Source organism: Mucilaginibacter gynuensis (assembly GCF_039541195.1).
GTDB classification, from domain to species: domain Bacteria; phylum Bacteroidota; class Bacteroidia; order Sphingobacteriales; family Sphingobacteriaceae; genus Mucilaginibacter; species Mucilaginibacter gynuensis.
Genome location: NZ_BAABFT010000015.1, coordinates 89,986 through 106,021, shown reverse-complemented (window position 1 = coordinate 106,021; position 16,036 = coordinate 89,986). Strand labels below are relative to the sequence as shown.

General features: G+C 42.9%; 15 protein-coding genes. 9 read left to right on the top strand and 6 right to left on the bottom strand.

Going from position 1 to position 16,036, the window contains the following annotated elements; all coding sequences use genetic code 11:
- Window positions 1–27: 27 nt before the first annotated feature.
- The 5 genes from ABD894_RS22195 to ABD894_RS22175 all read left to right on the top strand — a co-directional run bounded on the left by ABD894_RS22195 (window position 28) and on the right by ABD894_RS22175 (window position 3,667).
- On the top strand, window positions 28–588 hold the full coding sequence (locus ABD894_RS22195; protein ID WP_345213277.1) for a Crp/Fnr family transcriptional regulator: 561 nt from the start codon (window positions 28–30) through the stop codon (window positions 586–588).
- A gap of 83 nt (window positions 589–671) precedes the next feature.
- Window positions 672–1,346, top strand: a complete 675-nt coding sequence (locus ABD894_RS22190) for a hypothetical protein (RefSeq protein WP_345213276.1) — start codon at window positions 672–674, stop codon at window positions 1,344–1,346.
- A 4-nt stretch (window positions 1,347–1,350) separates the two neighbouring features.
- Window positions 1,351–1,755 (top strand): SRPBCC family protein, encoded by a 405-nt coding sequence (locus ABD894_RS22185; protein WP_345213275.1) that lies wholly within the window; start codon window positions 1,351–1,353, stop codon window positions 1,753–1,755.
- 51 nt (window positions 1,756–1,806) lie between these two features.
- Window positions 1,807–2,736, top strand: a complete 930-nt coding sequence (locus ABD894_RS22180; RefSeq protein WP_345213274.1) for a helix-turn-helix domain-containing protein — start codon at window positions 1,807–1,809, stop codon at window positions 2,734–2,736.
- A 91-nt stretch (window positions 2,737–2,827) separates the two neighbouring features.
- Complete coding sequence (locus ABD894_RS22175) at window positions 2,828–3,667, top strand: SDR family NAD(P)-dependent oxidoreductase (protein ID WP_345213273.1); 840 nt, start codon at window positions 2,828–2,830, stop codon at window positions 3,665–3,667.
- A gap of 74 nt (window positions 3,668–3,741) precedes the next feature.
- Here the strand turns inward: ABD894_RS22175 and ABD894_RS22170 are convergent, their stop codons facing one another.
- Window positions 3,742–4,638, bottom strand: coding sequence for a helix-turn-helix domain-containing protein (locus ABD894_RS22170; RefSeq protein WP_345213272.1), 897 nt, complete (start codon window positions 4,636–4,638; stop codon window positions 3,742–3,744).
- Window positions 4,639–4,679: 41 nt separating this feature from the next.
- Complete coding sequence (locus ABD894_RS22165) at window positions 4,680–5,681, bottom strand: aldo/keto reductase (RefSeq protein WP_345213271.1); 1,002 nt, start codon at window positions 5,679–5,681, stop codon at window positions 4,680–4,682.
- Window positions 5,682–5,875: 194 nt separating this feature from the next.
- Here ABD894_RS22165 and ABD894_RS22160 point away from each other — a divergent pair, with 194 nt between their 5' ends.
- The 4 genes from ABD894_RS22160 (at window position 5,876) to ABD894_RS22145 (ending at window position 11,860) form a co-directional block, all read left to right on the top strand.
- Window positions 5,876–8,230: an alpha-L-rhamnosidase-related protein gene (locus ABD894_RS22160; RefSeq protein ID WP_345213270.1), complete on the top strand. Its 2,355-nt coding sequence runs from the start codon at window positions 5,876–5,878 to the stop codon at window positions 8,228–8,230.
- A gap of 179 nt (window positions 8,231–8,409) precedes the next feature.
- Window positions 8,410–9,495 (top strand): sulfatase-like hydrolase/transferase, encoded by a 1,086-nt coding sequence (locus tag ABD894_RS22155; protein ID WP_345213269.1) that lies wholly within the window; start codon window positions 8,410–8,412, stop codon window positions 9,493–9,495.
- Window positions 9,496–9,548: 53 nt separating this feature from the next.
- Window positions 9,549–10,502, top strand: coding sequence for a metallophosphoesterase family protein (locus tag ABD894_RS22150; RefSeq protein ID WP_345213268.1), 954 nt, complete (start codon window positions 9,549–9,551; stop codon window positions 10,500–10,502).
- A 197-nt stretch (window positions 10,503–10,699) separates the two neighbouring features.
- Window positions 10,700–11,860 carry a carboxypeptidase-like regulatory domain-containing protein gene (locus ABD894_RS22145; protein WP_345213267.1) on the top strand — a complete coding sequence of 387 codons (1,161 nt, stop codon included), beginning with the start codon at window positions 10,700–10,702 and terminating at the stop codon, window positions 11,858–11,860.
- 59 nt (window positions 11,861–11,919) lie between these two features.
- Here the strand turns inward: ABD894_RS22145 and ABD894_RS22140 are convergent, their stop codons facing one another.
- From ABD894_RS22140 to ABD894_RS22125, 4 genes are all read right to left on the bottom strand, one after another.
- On the bottom strand, window positions 11,920–12,486 hold the full coding sequence (locus ABD894_RS22140) for a dihydrofolate reductase family protein (protein WP_345213266.1): 567 nt from the start codon (window positions 12,484–12,486) through the stop codon (window positions 11,920–11,922).
- Window positions 12,487–12,926: 440 nt separating this feature from the next.
- Window positions 12,927–13,526, bottom strand: a complete 600-nt coding sequence (locus ABD894_RS22135) for a hypothetical protein (protein ID WP_345213265.1) — start codon at window positions 13,524–13,526, stop codon at window positions 12,927–12,929.
- Window positions 13,527–14,025: 499 nt separating this feature from the next.
- Entirely contained in the window at window positions 14,026–14,913 is an 888-nt protein-coding gene (locus tag ABD894_RS22130) for a dienelactone hydrolase family protein (RefSeq protein WP_345213264.1), read from the bottom strand.
- A 122-nt stretch (window positions 14,914–15,035) separates the two neighbouring features.
- Window positions 15,036–16,001, bottom strand: coding sequence for an N-acetylmuramoyl-L-alanine amidase (locus tag ABD894_RS22125; protein ID WP_345213263.1), 966 nt, complete (start codon window positions 15,999–16,001; stop codon window positions 15,036–15,038).
- Window positions 16,002–16,036: the final 35 nt, after the last annotated feature.

Genomic DNA, 16,036 nt, shown 5'->3' with positions numbered 1-16,036 from the left:
TACTTTTAAAGCATTACTCAAAAACCGATGCCCGAAGAGCTAATTAAAAAGATACGATCTATCGGAAATTTTTCTGATGCCGATATCGCCTTTTTTATTGACAAACTGGATGAAACGGTGATAGCAAAAGGCGAGCATTTTTTATCAGAAGGGCAGGTAAGCCGCCATCTTGGCTACGTGGTATCGGGCTTAGCGATGCACTATAAAGTTTATGATGGTGTAGAGATACCCTGCGATTTTACTTCGGAGAACGGGTGGCTGGGTTACCTTAACAGTTTCACCAACAAAACACCGTCGGATATGAATATTAAGGCTCTGGAAGAAACCCGGTTGTTACTCCTATCTGCCGATAACCTCGAAAAGGTTTACCAAGTTCAACCCCGGTTCATGCTGCTTAAAGATCATTATACCGAACTGTCATTCATCAGCAATACCCGCCACACGGCCGACCTTACCATGCTTACCGCAAAACAACGCTACTACAAATTTATGCAGGAGAATCCCGGCCTCATAAACCGTGTACCGCAATATTATATAGCTGCTTACCTGGGTATTAAACCACAATCATTAAGCCGGATAAGAAAATAAAACCGACACTCCTTTCTTAACAAATGTGAACGAAATTGAGTTTTTGAGTGCCCAATTTTGTGTTGTAATTAAACACAAGGATTATGACACACTTAAAAAAACAGGTATTAAACGCGGCTGTCTTCACAGCCATAATTGGTGCAAGCCTTAGCACACGGGCGCAGGATTGGAAATCGGAGAAAAGAATAAACGTACTCTTCGGCCTGGCTCAACCCTTAATAGCTAAAGGATTTAATATTGAAGGTAACTACATTCACAACCGCTTCATTTTCGATTATTCCCACGGCGCTTCGCTCGATTTTAGCGGCAACCTGGTACCCGGCTACCTGCGCAAACAACACCTTGCCGTACACGAACCATGGACAACCGGCTTTGGCGTTGGGTACAGGTTAAAGAACTGGATAAACGTACGGATAGAGGCCAAATGGCACAGATTCGAATTTTATTACGACGATGAGCCGCAAAATAATAGCACAGCAATTACCTCATACAACACCTTTAGTTTAGGGCTTGGTGTATATGGTTCTTATCAGCCTTTTAAAACAAACAGCAACTTTTTGAAAGGCTTTGTTATCGCGCCGAGCATCAGGTTTTGGCCAACGGTTAGTTCGGGTTTAAAAGATGATAAATTAAGCTATCTTAACAAAAAAACAGGAACGGTTGAAGAAATTAAAACGCTCGATCCGGGTACCGGCTTTAGTCCGGTGGTAGTTAATGTAAGCATAGGCTATACATTTCAGTTAAAAAAGAAAGGGTAATAAGATGGAGCTTACATTTAACATCGATGCACCACTCGATAGTGTTTATGAGTACCTCACAGATATGCAAAAGTTTGTGGCAGTACATCCTGTGATCAATAAAATTGACCGGGTATTGGGAAATAACTATTTAGTGCATGAAACACTGAAATTCTGCGGTATCCCCTTCGCCTTTACCTACCCGGCAACTATTGCTCAAAACTACAACGATAGGAAGATACAAATGCATGCTTCAGTGATGAGGCTGACCAAAATCGAAATGAATTATACATTATCTGCCAACAATAATATGACAACGGTAAACGAGACGATCACTTTTAGTTCGCCGTTGCCGATAAAAAGAATAATGGCGGGTATTTTCAAGAAGCAGCATACATTGTTGTTTAAAAATATAGATGATGCGGTATAGCTGCTTTTACATGCGCATTTCTTGTTAGCAAAAAATCATTTAACTTTAGGCATGGATAAATTGGTAATTCCGCGTTTAGATCTTGAAACTTTTGCGCAGGTGGGTTATAAAACGCCTTTGCTAAATGTTGAGCATTATCCGCTGGATGCTAATCACTTCATTATAAAAAACCGGAGCAATTATCCTGTAAAAAGCTATATCTCACCCAATCGAAGGCAGTTTTATAAGATCTTTCATATTACATCGGGTACCGGTACACTCACTGTTGGGTTGCATCAATACGCTATGAAGCCAGGCGATATCGCCTTTTTAGGCCCTGATGAGATCATGTCGTGGCAAACAACCTCAACTGATCCGGATGGGCACTTTTGCCTTATCCACCCTGATTATTTTGAGCATGCCGATCATATGGTGCAATTGTTCAGAAGTTACAAATTCTTCAATCCATCAAAAGCGGTGATTCAACTATCCGAAGAGCAATCTGTACAAATAAACCGCTATTTTGAACTGATACTGGCCGAAGCCGACGGCTCTAACGATGATAAAAAGCAAGCGATATTACTACACCTGCAAATGATATTGCTGGAAGCACAACGCGCCGGTAAAAACATTGCCGAAGTACCCGTGCCCGAAAGTTACCGGCACATACATGGCTTTTTGAAATTGCTGGAATCGAGCTTTCAGATACAGCGGCCGGACGATGTGGTGAAAATTAAGAATGCCGGTGAATTTGCCGATCAGCTGAATGTACATCCAAACTACCTGAACTCGCTTGTTAAAAACCAAACCGGTAAAACTTTGCGCGAACATATACAGGAAAGGTTACTGTATGAAGCTAAAAGCCTGCTGCTGCAAACCGACTGGGATATTAAAACCATCAGTTATGTTTTAGGCTTTTCAGAACATGCCGCCTTTACTACGTTCTTCCATAAAAAGGAGAAAATATCGCCCTCCATATTCAGGGAAAACGTAGCGGTATAGCACAATCTTTGAAACTCACAAGTATCCCTTGGGTTTGATTAAGCGCCCGCCCGCTTATTGTGGCTTCCTTTGTATCATAAATTTAAATACAATGGAAACTCAAACAAAAACATGGTTTATAACAGGTGGTTCACAAGGCATTGGCCTTTTATTAGTTAAAAAATTATTGGCCGAAGGCAACAATGTAGCGGTAACCGGCCGCAACCTCGATACGGTAAAAAACGCGATCGGCGATACATCGCCCCGTTTCCTGGCATTACAGGTTGACCTGCCCAACGAGGAAAGCGTACGCAAAGCAGTTGACGAAACCATTGCCCGCTTTGGCGCTATCGATTTTTTGGTGAACAATGCGGGCTACGGTTTAATAGGCGGTATTGAAGAAACATCAGCCGCCGAAGCACAGGCTATATTCGACATTAACGTATTTGGTTTATTAAATGTAACCCGTGCCGTATTGCCGCACATGAGGGCGGCAGGATCGGGCCATATCTTTAACCTGTCAACCGTATTCGGTTTAATCGCTGGTGCGTCATGGGGTTTATATTGCGGTACCAAGTTCGCTGTAGAGGGCTTGTCGGAAGCTTTGGCGCAAGAGGTACAGCCATTTGGCATTAAGCTAACTATTATTGAACCGGGCTATGTACGCACCAACTTCCTGAAACCGGGTTCTATAGCACATCCTCAAAACCCGATAGCCGCTTACACCGCCATACAGGAAGAAAAACGCAAACACCTTGAAGAAGTACCGGGCACCCAACCGGGCGATCCTGAAAAGATAGCACAGGTTATCATCAACACTTCGCTATTGGCAGATGCACCGCTTCGTTTGTTACTGGGGTCAGACTCCTTACAGTTTGCCAATTACAAAATAAAAATGCTGCAAGACGGCATCGAGGCCAACAAAGAGATTACCCTTTCTACCGACTTTTAATTAAGGCTGATACTCAAAACAGATCACAAAACGCAAGCCTGTCCTTTCTTTATGAGAGAGGGCGGGCTTGCTTTTTAGTTATAGGAATGCCTGAATTGCAATGGCGAATATTGTGTTTTGGTTTTGAAGAGCTTATTGAATGATTGCGGATATTCAAAGCCCAAAAGATAGGCGATTTCGCTCACCGACATGGAGGTAGTAAGCAACAGTTCCTTTGCCTTTTCAATCAGCATGGTTTGCAGGTGTTGCTGTGTACTTTGCCCGGTATGCACGCGCAGCATATCGCTCAGGTAATTGGGCGATAAATTTAACTGGTCGGCAAGGTATTGTACAGTTAACAAACCATGCTCCTGCGATTTATTGCGGTCAAAGTAATCTGCTACTACAGCTTCAAACTTCACCAATAGATCGGTATTTACCTTTTTGCGGGTGATAAACTGCCGCTCGTAAAAACGGTTTGAATAGCTTAAAAGCAAATCGATCTGCGAAAGAATAATGGTTTGGGTATGCCTGTCGATATGTTGATACTCCCGGCTGATCTTTTCCAGTATCATGATCATATCCTCTTCTTCTTTTTCGGATAAGTGCAGCGCTTCGTTTACCGCGTAGGAGAAAAACCCATAAGATTTTATGGTATTGGCAAGCGGGTGCCTCACCATAAAATCGTGATGGAAAGCCAAAACATAGCCATTACTCTTTTCAATAAGCGCCGGATCGAGCGATTGCACTTGCTTTGGCGCGGTAAAACTCATTACCCCCTTATCAAAATCATAATAGTTTTGCCCGTATTTCATTCTGCTTTGCACTTCCCTTTTCAATGCCACGCAATAAAAGGTGGCAAAAAAATGCTGCCATACATCGTCCTTTATAAAGGTAGCCTCTTCCAGCCTGATCACGCTCACCAATGGATGCGACGGCGACGGAAGATTGAGCAAACGGTGAAAATCAGAAATTGAACTTATCGTGTTCATTGGGGCATCGGGTTATGTTACTGGCCATTTTGTATTTCGTATTAATAGTCATTTAGCGCCATGCCAAAATCATCGTACGGATTGCCGGTATCTGTACCCAAAGGTACAATTCTTTCTAACTGATCTATTTCGGCGGCATCAAGTACAATACTTGTCGAGGCGATATTTTGTTCGAGGTATTTCCGTCTTTTCGTTCCGGGAATAGCTACTGCACCTTTAGATCGTACCCAGACTAAAGCCAGTTGAGATGGCGTAACCTCTTTTTGTGCCGCCATTGTTTCAATAGCCTTTACCAGTTCAACATTCTTAAAAAATTGCTCACCCTGAAAGCGGGGCATCGCATGGCGAAAATCATCTGCGGGCATATCTTCAGGCTTACGGATCTGGCCCGATAGAAATCCCCTGCCAAGCGGAGAATACGCTACAAAACCTATCCCCAGTTCATTTAAGGTTTTTAACACGCCCTGCGCCTCGGTAGTACGTTCAAATAAAGAATATTCACTCTGAACAGCCGTAATGGGATGCACGCCATGCGCTTTGCGTATCGTAGCAGACGATACTTCCGACAAACCGATGTAGCGTATTTTTCCTTCCTTAACCAAATCGCTCATGGCACCTACGGTTTCTTCAACCGGGGTGTTTTTATCCAAACGATGCAGGTAATACAGATCGATATAGTCCGTACCCAGATTTTTAAGGGAGCGTTCCACCGATTTACGTACGTAATCTTTAGTGCCGTTTATTGCCCATGTTAAAGATCCGCTATCGTCAATTTCCCAACCGAATTTTGTGCCGATGATATATTGAGAGCGGTTACCGCCAACAGCCTTTTGTATCAGTTGTTCGTTCGCGAATGGGCCATACATATCTGCCGTATCCAAAAAATTACCACCAAGCTCAAACGAGCGGTGAATAGTAGCGATAGCTTCGCTTTCATCGGCCTTGCCATACATATCGTTTCCCTGAAAACCGGTCATCCCCATACAACCTAAACCCAATTCGGGTACTTGCAGTCCCTGGCTTCCTAAATTTATCTTTTTCATTTGTTCCATATCTAAAATGATTACCAAACAAAAGTAGACCTGCCAGCTAACCAAAAAGTATCCCGATCCCTGAATAGTGTAGCCATATCAACGAGGGGGATAGATATTATAGCTATCAGCCTAAATCGATTTAAATTTTAGCCCTTAAATCAATTAATCTTAATAAATTACAGGCTCAAACCAGTTAAGCCTTAATGAAACACCTTTTCACTGTAGTATTAGCCCTTGCCGGTATTTTATTGGTAAAAAACAGCAATGCCCAATCGCCCGAATTTGCATACAGCCGCCCATGGAATGCCAACTGGATAGCCGCCGCCGGCGATACCGGTAAAAATTACGGGGTTTATTATTTCCGCAAAAGCGTGGAACTGGCCGAGAAGCCCGCAAAATTCATCATCCATGTATCGGCAGATAACCGCTATAAATTATATGTTAACGGCGCGCTGGTATCGCTTGGCCCGGCACGCGGCGATACTTATTACTGGAATTACGAAACAGTTGACCTGGCGTCATACCTCACCACGGGCAAAAACACGGTAGCAGCCCTCGTTTTCAACGAAGCCGACTACCGGCCCGAAGCACAGATCTCGGTTCGCACAGCCTTTATTATCCAGGGGGACTCTCCCAAAGAAGAAATATTGAACACGGGTGATAGCTGGAAGGGCATTCGCGATACCGGGCACCAGCCCATCTCCGGTTATTTTTTTGCCGCCAGCAAAGGCGAAATGGTAAATATGAATAAAACCATTAAAGGCGACTGGACAAGTGTAGCCTATGATGACAAAGCCTGGCCCGTAACCACCAAAGTAACGGAGGGAAGGCTAAAAGGCATGGCATGGGGTATCGACTGGGCATTGGTACCCTCATCGCTCCCGCCTATGGAAATGACCTACCAGCGCATTGCCAAATTACGCAGTGCCGTTGGGATAAATGTTCCTCCGGCATTTCCGCAGGAAAAAACGCCGATAACTGTGCCTGCCAATAGCAGGATAACGTTATTGCTCGATCAAACTTTTGAAACCAATGCCTATGTAACCTTAAATTTTAGTGGGGGTAAAAATGCAGGCATTTCCTTGGGCTATGCCGAATCGCTTTATCAAAAAGGCAGTAACGGCGTAAACAAGGGTAACCGCAACGAGGTAGAGGGCAAAGAGTTTGTAGGGCGAAAAGACAGCCTCATCTCCAATGGCAGCGCGGGGCAATCATTCACCACACTGAACTTTCGTACCTACCGTTATATTCAACTGGAGGTAAACACTAAAGACGAACCGCTGGTTATCGACGATCTTTATGGCACATTTACCGGCTACCCTTTCAAATTGTCATCTGCATTAAACACTGATAATACCGAAATAAAACAGATACTGGATATCGGCTGGCGTTCTGCCCGGCTCAACGCCTGGGAAAGCTATACCGATTGCCCTTATTACGAACAACTGCAATATATTGGCGATACACGCATACAAGCCATGGTATCGTATTACAACACCAGCGACGACAGGCTGGCGCGGAATGCCCTCACGCAGATAGACCATTCGCGCCTGGCAGAGGGTATTACCAAAAGCTGCTACCCGTCAAAGGGTACGCAAATCATATCGCCCTTCTCGCTATGGTACATCGGCATGCTGCACGATTACTGGATGTACCGCAACGATAATGCCTTTATCAAAAACAAACTGGTTGGCTCAAGGGCGATACTCGATTTTTTCAGCAAGTACCAGCAAGCTGATGGCTCTTTAAAAAACACCCCCTATTGGGCATTTGTTGACTGGGCGGGCAATTTATGGGGTGAAGTAAAAGGCTCTGACGGCAGCGCGGCCATTTACGACCTGCAATTACTTTGGGCGTACCAATGGGCGGCCGAAATGGAAGCCCAAATAGGCATGCACGACTATGCGACCCTGTACAACCAAAAAGCCACGCAGTTAAAGGTTACCATACGCCGTAAGTACTGGAACCCGGCTAAAAAACTATATGCCGATATTAAAGAACAAAACGGCTACTCACAGCATGTTAATTCGCTGGCTATACTTACCGGGCTTGTAAATAATGCTGATATGCCGGCGGTGATCAGTGGTTTGCTTAATGATAAAAACCTGACCCAATGCTCGGTTTATTTTAAATATTACCTGAACCAGGCACTGGTAAAAGGAGGCAAAAACATTGACTATATGAACCTCTTGGGCATTTGGCGAGAGAACATCGCCATGGGCCTCACTACTTGGGCCGAATATTCTGACGTTAACACTTCGCGTTCTGATTGCCATGCCTGGGGCAGCAGTCCGAATATTGAGTTTTACAGGATCGTATTAGGAATTGACAGCTACGCGCCGGGATTTGGCAAAATAAAGATAGAGCCCCGCTTAGGCGCTTTAACTAACATCGGCGGCGAAATACCTCACCCTAACGGCAAGGTTTCGGTGAGTTACAAGCAGGACAAAGGCAAGTGGAAGGTAATCATCAACCTCCCCAAAAAAACATCGGGAAAGTTGATTTGGAAAGCTAAAACCTATGCGCTTAATGCGGGTGCCAACTCCTTCCTGATCTGATGTAAATATTTTCAAACTCATCAGTTACTGTGAACAGAACAAACAGGGACTTCATTTAAATAAAGGATAAAAATATACGTTCTGATATTTTATTGAGCATCAATTTTACTAAAGCTTAAAACAGGGGTAGTTTATTTTTAATAAACAATATTTAGTTTTACTAAACAAATATTGTAAAAATGAAGGCTATCCTTGTTTTGCTTTTATGCACTCTATTCGTATTACGGGTTGAGGCGCAGCACAAAAAAACTCAAAATGTTATTTTTATTTCTATTGATGGTTACCGCTGGCAGGAAATTTTCAACGGTGCGGATACATCATTACTAAACAATAAAAAATACCGCAAGCAAGATTCGGCAGAGGTATACAATAAATATTGGGCGGCGGATACGGCAGCGCGCCGCGAAAAACTCATGCCATTTTTTTGGAAGTATATTGCCAAAAACGGTCAACTATACGGTAACCGCAATGTGGGTAACCTGGTAAACCTGCGCAATAAATACTGGTTCTCTTATCCCGGTCGCAGTGAAACCATCTGTGGTTATTACGATCCAAAGATCAATTCAAACAGCTATCCTGATAACCCAAACGAAAATGTGTTTGAATTTATTAACAAACAACCCGGCTACAAGGGTAAGGTAGCTACCATTGCCGGTTGGGATGCGGTAAAGCACATCGTTAACCGCAACCGTAACCACATGCCGCTCATCAACCCTTTTGAGGAGGTACAGGGTACACACCTTACCGAAGCGCAGCAACTGGCTAATGAAATGCAAAATTACCTGCCTAATTATTTCGGCACATCAGTTAGGTGGGATGCAAATACTTATGCCATTGCCAAAACTTACCTTTCGGCCAATCATCCAAAAGCAATGTATATTGATTTTGTTGACCCTGATGATTTGGGCCATGCCGGTCAGTATGATTATTACCTGGATGCCGCGCACTACCTTGATGCCATGATAGCTGGCTTATGGAAATATTTACAAGCCGATAGCTTTTATAAAGACAAAACTACTTTAGTAATATGCCCCGATCACGGGCGCGGAGTTGGCAGCCAGTGGACCGGTCATGGTTCGGGCTCGGCGCATTCTAACGAAACATGGTTGGTAGTTATGGGGCCGGATACACCTGCTTTGGGAGAGATTAAAACTACCTCGCAAATTTTTCAGGACCAGATAGCCCAAACCATAGCCAACCTGCTAAGCTTTGAATTTAAAACAGACCACCCGGTAGGCGCCCCTGTTAAAACCGCCATAAAATAATCACGAAAACAGGTCGCTTTTAAAATGGCGGCCAATAGTATATCAGCTTTAGCATGGTACAACGCAGAAAATTTTTAAAAGGTATGGGTATCGCTTTAGCGGGCATACCCTTTGCTTCCAATAAATTACAAGCCGAAACGCAGCATGAGAATTATAAACCTAAGGCGCTGTTCAGTTTTGGTGTACTTACCGATTTACATCACGACCTGATAAAAGACGGCCCGCGGCGTGTTGAAATGTTCATCGCCGAAATGAACCGTTTGAAACCCGATTTTGTAATTCAAATGGGTGATTTCTGTGTACCCAAACCGGCCAACCAAGTAATAATGGATGCATGGAACGGCTTTAAGGGGACTAAGTATCATGTTATCGGTAACCATGATAATGATGGCGGCTTTAGTCATGATGAGGTGGTAAGCTTTTGGAATGCCAAAGCCAAGTATTATTCATTTGATTTAAACGGCTATCACTTCATTGTATTAAACGGTAACGAACGCCTGCCCGGCAGCGCTGCCAAAGGCTACCCCAATGCCATAGGCGATGAACAGCGCGATTGGCTAAAACATGACCTCGACAGTACCGCTTTACCGGTAATTGTTTTTTGCCATCAGGGTATTGATGATGATATGGACGGCTTAAAGGAAGGCGCTTTGATAAGGCTCCTGTTTGAAAGGGCAAATCAAAAGGCAGGTTTTCAAAAAGTACGGCTGGTATTGAGCGGGCATCATCACGAAGATTACCTCAATGTTTATAACAACATCAACTACCTGCAAATCAACAGCGCCTCTTACCAGTTTGCCCGCCTCAAAAATGGTTATGATTTTGAACTGACGGTAGACCCGTTATGGGCTTTCGTTTCAGTTTACACTGATGGAACCATACAGGTAAAAGGCAAAAAATCAGCATACGCTACCCCAAGAGAGCCTGCTGACCTGCGGGAGTACGACGGCTACCCAACAGTGCCTTATATATCTGACAGGGTAATAAAAACGGAAGCCCAACGGTGATAGGTTATTTGGGATACCTGTATCTGATTTTGCTTTAACCACTTGCTTTTGGCATGGCTGCCATTGTTTAAATGTCGCTTTACTTAAATTTCTAAAAACAAATTAAACCAATTCCAATAGTTTTATTCTATAGTAAAAAGTTGTTCAAAAGTGTTGAATCAGCAATCAATTAACGAAACGCACTTTTTACTAAACCTATGAAAAATCTTATCCGTCAGCTACCTTTCATTCTCTTAATTTTTGTGAGCTTTAACGTGCTTGCGCAGGAGAGTTATTCCATCTCGGGAACGGTTATCGACGAGAAGCGTGAGCCGATGCCGGGCGTCACCATATTTATCAGCGGTTCTCAACAAATAACAGCAACCGATAAAGATGGCCGCTTTACCTTTAGCGGGATGAAAGCAGGAAACTATTCGCTTTCGGTAAAAATGCTTGGTTATTCTGCCCCTTCGCAAACTGTAGTTATTCATGATAAATCGGTTGATATAAGCTTCGCGCTGGAGGTAAAATCGATAGTACTCAATGAAGTTAAGATAGGCGCTAATAAAAACAGGGAAAGGTATTATGCCATATTTAAAGATCAGTTTTTGGGTACATCAGACAATGCAAGGAATTGTGTGATACTCAATCCAGAGATCATTAATTTTAACGGGCAAAAAATAGCCGGGGATAATATCATATTAAAGGCTGGTGCCGATGATTTCCTGATCATAGAGAATGAGCAACTGGGGTATCGGATAAAATACCTGCTCAAAACATTTGAGTATAACTCTGTAAAACAGCTTACTTATTATGATGGCGACAATAGCTTTGAAGAACTGGAGGGCACCGACAAGCAGAAAAAAACCTGGGCACAAAACAGGCTAACGGCTTACAACGGTTCAATGATGCATTTTTTGAGATCGGTATTTGCCAATACGGTGGCCGACGAAGGGTTTATTGCCAGCAAAATGTATAAGAGCAGCAACTTGTACGATCAAAAAGTTTACACAGACCCTAACCCTGTAAAATTTGATGATGCTGTAACTGTTATTGACAGCTCCTTTATTTCACTCAAAATTAAAGCCTTAAATATTATTTACAATCCTAAAAAAGCTGCGCGATTAAAAGATGATGAAATTAAAGAACAGCAAAAACCCACTGATACGCAAGCTGAAGCTTCGACCAACGAAACTGATTTTGTTACGTTAAATCAAAGTAAAAAAGACTCACAGTTACGACTGTATTTAAAAGAAGCAATAATTGATGCCAGGGGTAGTGTCCCTGCCGGTACTTTTTTAATCAGGGGTGAATGGGCCACAAAACGTATAGGCGACCAGTTACCTTTCGAATATGCGCCGCCCAAACCAATAGATTAGCTTACAAAGCTTATCGCATTTGATAAGCTTTGTAATGATGATATATCTCCAATAATCACTTACTTTATCGGCTTATATTCAAGTATAAACGCGCCGTTATCCATTACCTGCGAATGCTTCAATTCAAATTTCTTTAACTCCCTGTTGTCATCAAAGATCTTTAACCCGCCCCCGATGGAAATGGGGAATACCATAAGCCGCAACTCGTCGATAAGGTTGTTATGAAGCAGGGCTTTTACGAGTGTGGCGCTTCCATAAACAAGAATATCTCCACCGTCAGTTTCTTTAAGGGTCGCCACATCCCGGGCTACATCGCGCAGAATATGGGTGTTGTACCAGTCTGTTTTTTGCAGCGTGCCCGATACCACATATTTGGGGTAGCGGTTAATGCGGTCGGCAAAAGCTTCGCCGGTTTGGGTTGGCCAGTAGGCGGAAAATGTATCATACGTAACCCTGCCAAGCAACAAGGTATCTACAGCGGCCAACTCATCTGCCTTATACTTTCCGCCATCAGCCGAGCGATATTGCGCCTGCCAGCCACCATGTGGGTGAGGCGTTTCATCACCACCGGGTGCCTCAACAACACCATCGAGCGTGATGAATGAACTAACGATAATTTTTCTCATGATCCTTTTTTTTATTAAAGGTAGCGGATACTACTTGTACCTGCGAGGGGAGAAAAAGACATTGAGCAGGGGCAATTACGACGCTTCGGCGAGAGGACACCTTCGATCTTATTCAATCAATAGCTGAATAAATGCTCCAATACTAATTTAAACTACACCCTGAAGCTTAACCGTTTTTATCTTGCTTCAGGCTTTTATACTAATGCATGACCTCAAGAAACTGGGCGCGCAAACACAAATTACACGCCCCACCTGCAATGAGGGTTGGAGCGCTATTGTCGGATGTTCAACCGTGCCGTTAAGATCGGTACTTAAAGACAACGACATTTTACAAATCGCGCTGCGTATATTATTTCAACTTCGACAAATAATTTTTTAATCCGAATATGAAATTAAGACGATGACCTAACCAAGAGCTATCAAAATAAGGTGAAAGTCTATCAATATTTAAGATTTTTTTGGTAAAAATCCGCATAATATAAAGGGATATCGAACCCTAAAAAATTCCCCTCTCTTAACAATACATTCGTTTTCGGGTTCACGAACATATAAAATTTGTAATTTTGGCTTTCAGCAATAAAGTTAAGTACATATACCCTATCACCCGGATTAATATCGCTTACTATAGATTCTACCTGTTTCCTTACGGATGTTTTGCTGACCCTCGCGTTTAATTGCCCGTTAGATGGGAAGGATATTGTGATATAGGATGTTGCTACCTGAGCAGAATCCCATTTCATAGACACTTGTCCATCTATCAGATATAATTTTTCATTCTTTTTCAGGTATCTCATCGCATCATCTTGATTTCTGATATCAGCCACATATTTGTAAGAAACCAATTGAATGCCTTTGTTCGCGTTATTTATAAACTTGGGGAAGTTGCGGAACAGGTTTGTAAAATTATCTTCGCCCGACTTTAGTGGCTCACCATATTCAAACAAGGTGGTATAGTTGTTTTTAACATTGATGGCCCCGTTTTGCGCATGAACGCAACTACCAAAACAAATGAAAGCGATGTATATGAAAATTTTCTTCATGGTTTAATATTAATAGATTATAGCCGATTGGGTGACGATGTCATTTTGAGATGAGGGGAGAATTTGGGCTGGAGCTGGAGATATAGCAATTCTGTTTATGCTCATAAAAAGGTTTAGGTTTTATATTTATTGGTTCTGATAAAACAAGGCTTACTTTCTATAGAAACTTTGTATTATTAAACTTGAGTGTAAAGTCAAGTTTATCCTATAATATATAAATGGATAATACTTTTTTTTTGATGGATAATTTCCTGAATATTAAAGGATGATATTCCGCTACCGCAAACGTCTCGCTTGATGGAGGAAAAGCAGGAGGGCGATTAATAGAGAGACAGGCCCGGTTTCATACTCCCGGGAATGGGTCTTCAGCTACGGTTGGTATTTCTCCGCTGTCAGCACAAATATTACCGAGCCACCAAATTTACAAATACTCATACACATAAAAGCCTCAAATCTTTCAACTTGAAGTTCGTATTACCTTTATTGTCCTGACTGAAGTTTACTTCAAATTCGCTGTAAAGAAATCTATCGTGCGTTTCCAGGCCAGTTCCGCGGCGGCCTTATCATAACGTGGAGTTGTATCGTTATGGAAACCGTGGTTGGCGTTTTCATAAATATATGCTTGGTATTTTTTGCCGTTCTGTTTTAAGGCTGCTTCATAAGCAGGCCAGCCACCGGTGATGCGGGTATCTAACGATGCATAATGCAGTAGCAGGGGAGCTTTAATTTTTGGTACATCCTCAACCGCCGGTTGCGCGCCGTAGAAAGGTACTGCCGCAGCCAGATCAGGGATGCGTACGGCCATCATGTTGGCAATACCTCCGCCGAAGCAAAAACCTACAACACCTACTTTACCGTTGCAATCTTTATTGGTTTTGAGGTATTCGTAGGCAGCTATAAAATCTTCTTCCATTTCGTCCTTGTCGCGTTTGGCTTGTAAAGTACGGCCTTCATCGTCGTTACCTGGGTAACCGCCGAGCGGGGTTAGGGCGTCAGGGGCGAGGGTTATAAACCCTGCCAGGGCAGCACGTCGGGCTACATCTTCAATGTAAGGGTTTAGTCCGCGGTTTTCGTGTACTACGATAATGCCGCCAAGCTTGCCTTTTGCATCAACCGGTTTTGATAATAATCCTTTTATGGTTCCGCCACCTTTGGGCGATGGATAATTAATGTATTCAGATTTTAATCGGGGATCATCTGCCTTAACCTGAATGTTTGTTTCATACTTAGGCATCAGGAAACTCATCAGCGCCGGTACGGTTAAACCGCCCACAGCGTAGGCAGAAAGTTTTTGTACAAAATCACGACGGTTTAAACGACTGTGTGCATAATCATCATACAGATCAAATACTTCCTGTTTGATGTCGTCTTTATTAATGTTTTCCATAGGTAGATGAAAAATAGTAGATGGAAGGCGTGGTCCAAATGTAAGGATTACCTTAAACGGTAAGCTATATGTCTTGTAAAAGAATCGTTACCTTATTGAAAAGGAAATGCGATAACATGCGGTCATTTTACCAAAGCCTTGAACTTATCAATCGGAAATAGCGGACCGGGATCGGTCTTTCTTCCTACCGGCCTGGCAATTTCCGAATGGGCTACAATGTATTTTATTGGGTACGCTTTCAAGAGAGCCTGGCAAATTTCAATGCCCGCGTTGATCTGGGCATCGGTATATTTCTCTTTGCCATCGTTAACAAACATTACCCCGATGGAGTTACCGTTGGTGATCTTCAAAGTGGCATCGCTCATGCCGGTATGGAAGGCCACATAGTTAAACGGGACTAACTGTACAACTTTTCCGGTTTTATCAATAAGTATATGGGTTGACGCGGTTACGGCAAAGGCAGTGTCCGTCATGATGTTTGCAGCGGATGCGAATGAACCGCCGCCGGTATAATGTAATACGATTGCTTTTACGGTATCCTTATTTAAGCCCTGCCTCACTTTGGCCGATAGGTTGTAGGTGGTGCCCATACCCTCCAGAAAGTTATTATTTACCAGGAAATGAGTCGCCTTATTTACTGTGGGAACGGTAACGCCTTTATAAATATCCGGATACTTTGTGGTATTGTAGGTAGTAGGTATCTCATCGCCCTTGCCTTCTTTAATCAGCTTGGCATACTTGCCTTTTTCGCCGGGCAATAGACCTGCCTTAATATAAAAATCGAGTATTTTGGCCACGTTCACACTATCGCCCGATTCAAAGGCTTTGGCGTAAATTCCGTATTGAAATTTCTTTTCCTCAATTTCGAGTTCGTTTTTACGCTGTAACGATGATGAAAAAGCAGCGCCGATCAACCCAATAACTGCTACCAAAATAGTAACAAAAGTAGAACTGAACGTTGTTTTTTTGGTCAGCTCTTTCTCTTTGAGTTTCAGATCAAGCCTTTGCAGATCAATCTCGTTTTGCAATTTTATTTTTTGCAAATCGTTTGAATCAATATCGTTGTTGGTTATAGGTTGATCTTTCATTATGGTGAATTATGGAGATATTTTCAAAAAGATTG

Coding starts and splice junctions, on each gene's coding strand:
- ABD894_RS22195 (WP_345213277.1), top strand. CDS start 28: ATGCCCGAAGAGCTAATTAAAAAGATACGATCTATCGGAAATTTTTCT.
- ABD894_RS22190 (WP_345213276.1), top strand. CDS start 672: ATGACACACTTAAAAAAACAGGTATTAAACGCGGCTGTCTTCACAGCC.
- ABD894_RS22185 (WP_345213275.1), top strand. CDS start 1,351: ATGGAGCTTACATTTAACATCGATGCACCACTCGATAGTGTTTATGAG.
- ABD894_RS22180 (WP_345213274.1), top strand. CDS start 1,807: ATGGATAAATTGGTAATTCCGCGTTTAGATCTTGAAACTTTTGCGCAG.
- ABD894_RS22175 (WP_345213273.1), top strand. CDS start 2,828: ATGGAAACTCAAACAAAAACATGGTTTATAACAGGTGGTTCACAAGGC.
- ABD894_RS22170 (WP_345213272.1), bottom strand. CDS start 4,638: ATGAACACGATAAGTTCAATTTCTGATTTTCACCGTTTGCTCAATCTT.
- ABD894_RS22165 (WP_345213271.1), bottom strand. CDS start 5,681: ATGAAAAAGATAAATTTAGGAAGCCAGGGACTGCAAGTACCCGAATTG.
- ABD894_RS22160 (WP_345213270.1), top strand. CDS start 5,876: ATGAAACACCTTTTCACTGTAGTATTAGCCCTTGCCGGTATTTTATTG.
- ABD894_RS22155 (WP_345213269.1), top strand. CDS start 8,410: ATGAAGGCTATCCTTGTTTTGCTTTTATGCACTCTATTCGTATTACGG.
- ABD894_RS22150 (WP_345213268.1), top strand. CDS start 9,549: ATGGTACAACGCAGAAAATTTTTAAAAGGTATGGGTATCGCTTTAGCG.
- ABD894_RS22145 (WP_345213267.1), top strand. CDS start 10,700: ATGAAAAATCTTATCCGTCAGCTACCTTTCATTCTCTTAATTTTTGTG.
- ABD894_RS22140 (WP_345213266.1), bottom strand. CDS start 12,486: ATGAGAAAAATTATCGTTAGTTCATTCATCACGCTCGATGGTGTTGTT.
- ABD894_RS22135 (WP_345213265.1), bottom strand. CDS start 13,526: ATGAAGAAAATTTTCATATACATCGCTTTCATTTGTTTTGGTAGTTGC.
- ABD894_RS22130 (WP_345213264.1), bottom strand. CDS start 14,913: ATGGAAAACATTAATAAAGACGACATCAAACAGGAAGTATTTGATCTG.
- ABD894_RS22125 (WP_345213263.1), bottom strand. CDS start 16,001: ATGAAAGATCAACCTATAACCAACAACGATATTGATTCAAACGATTTG.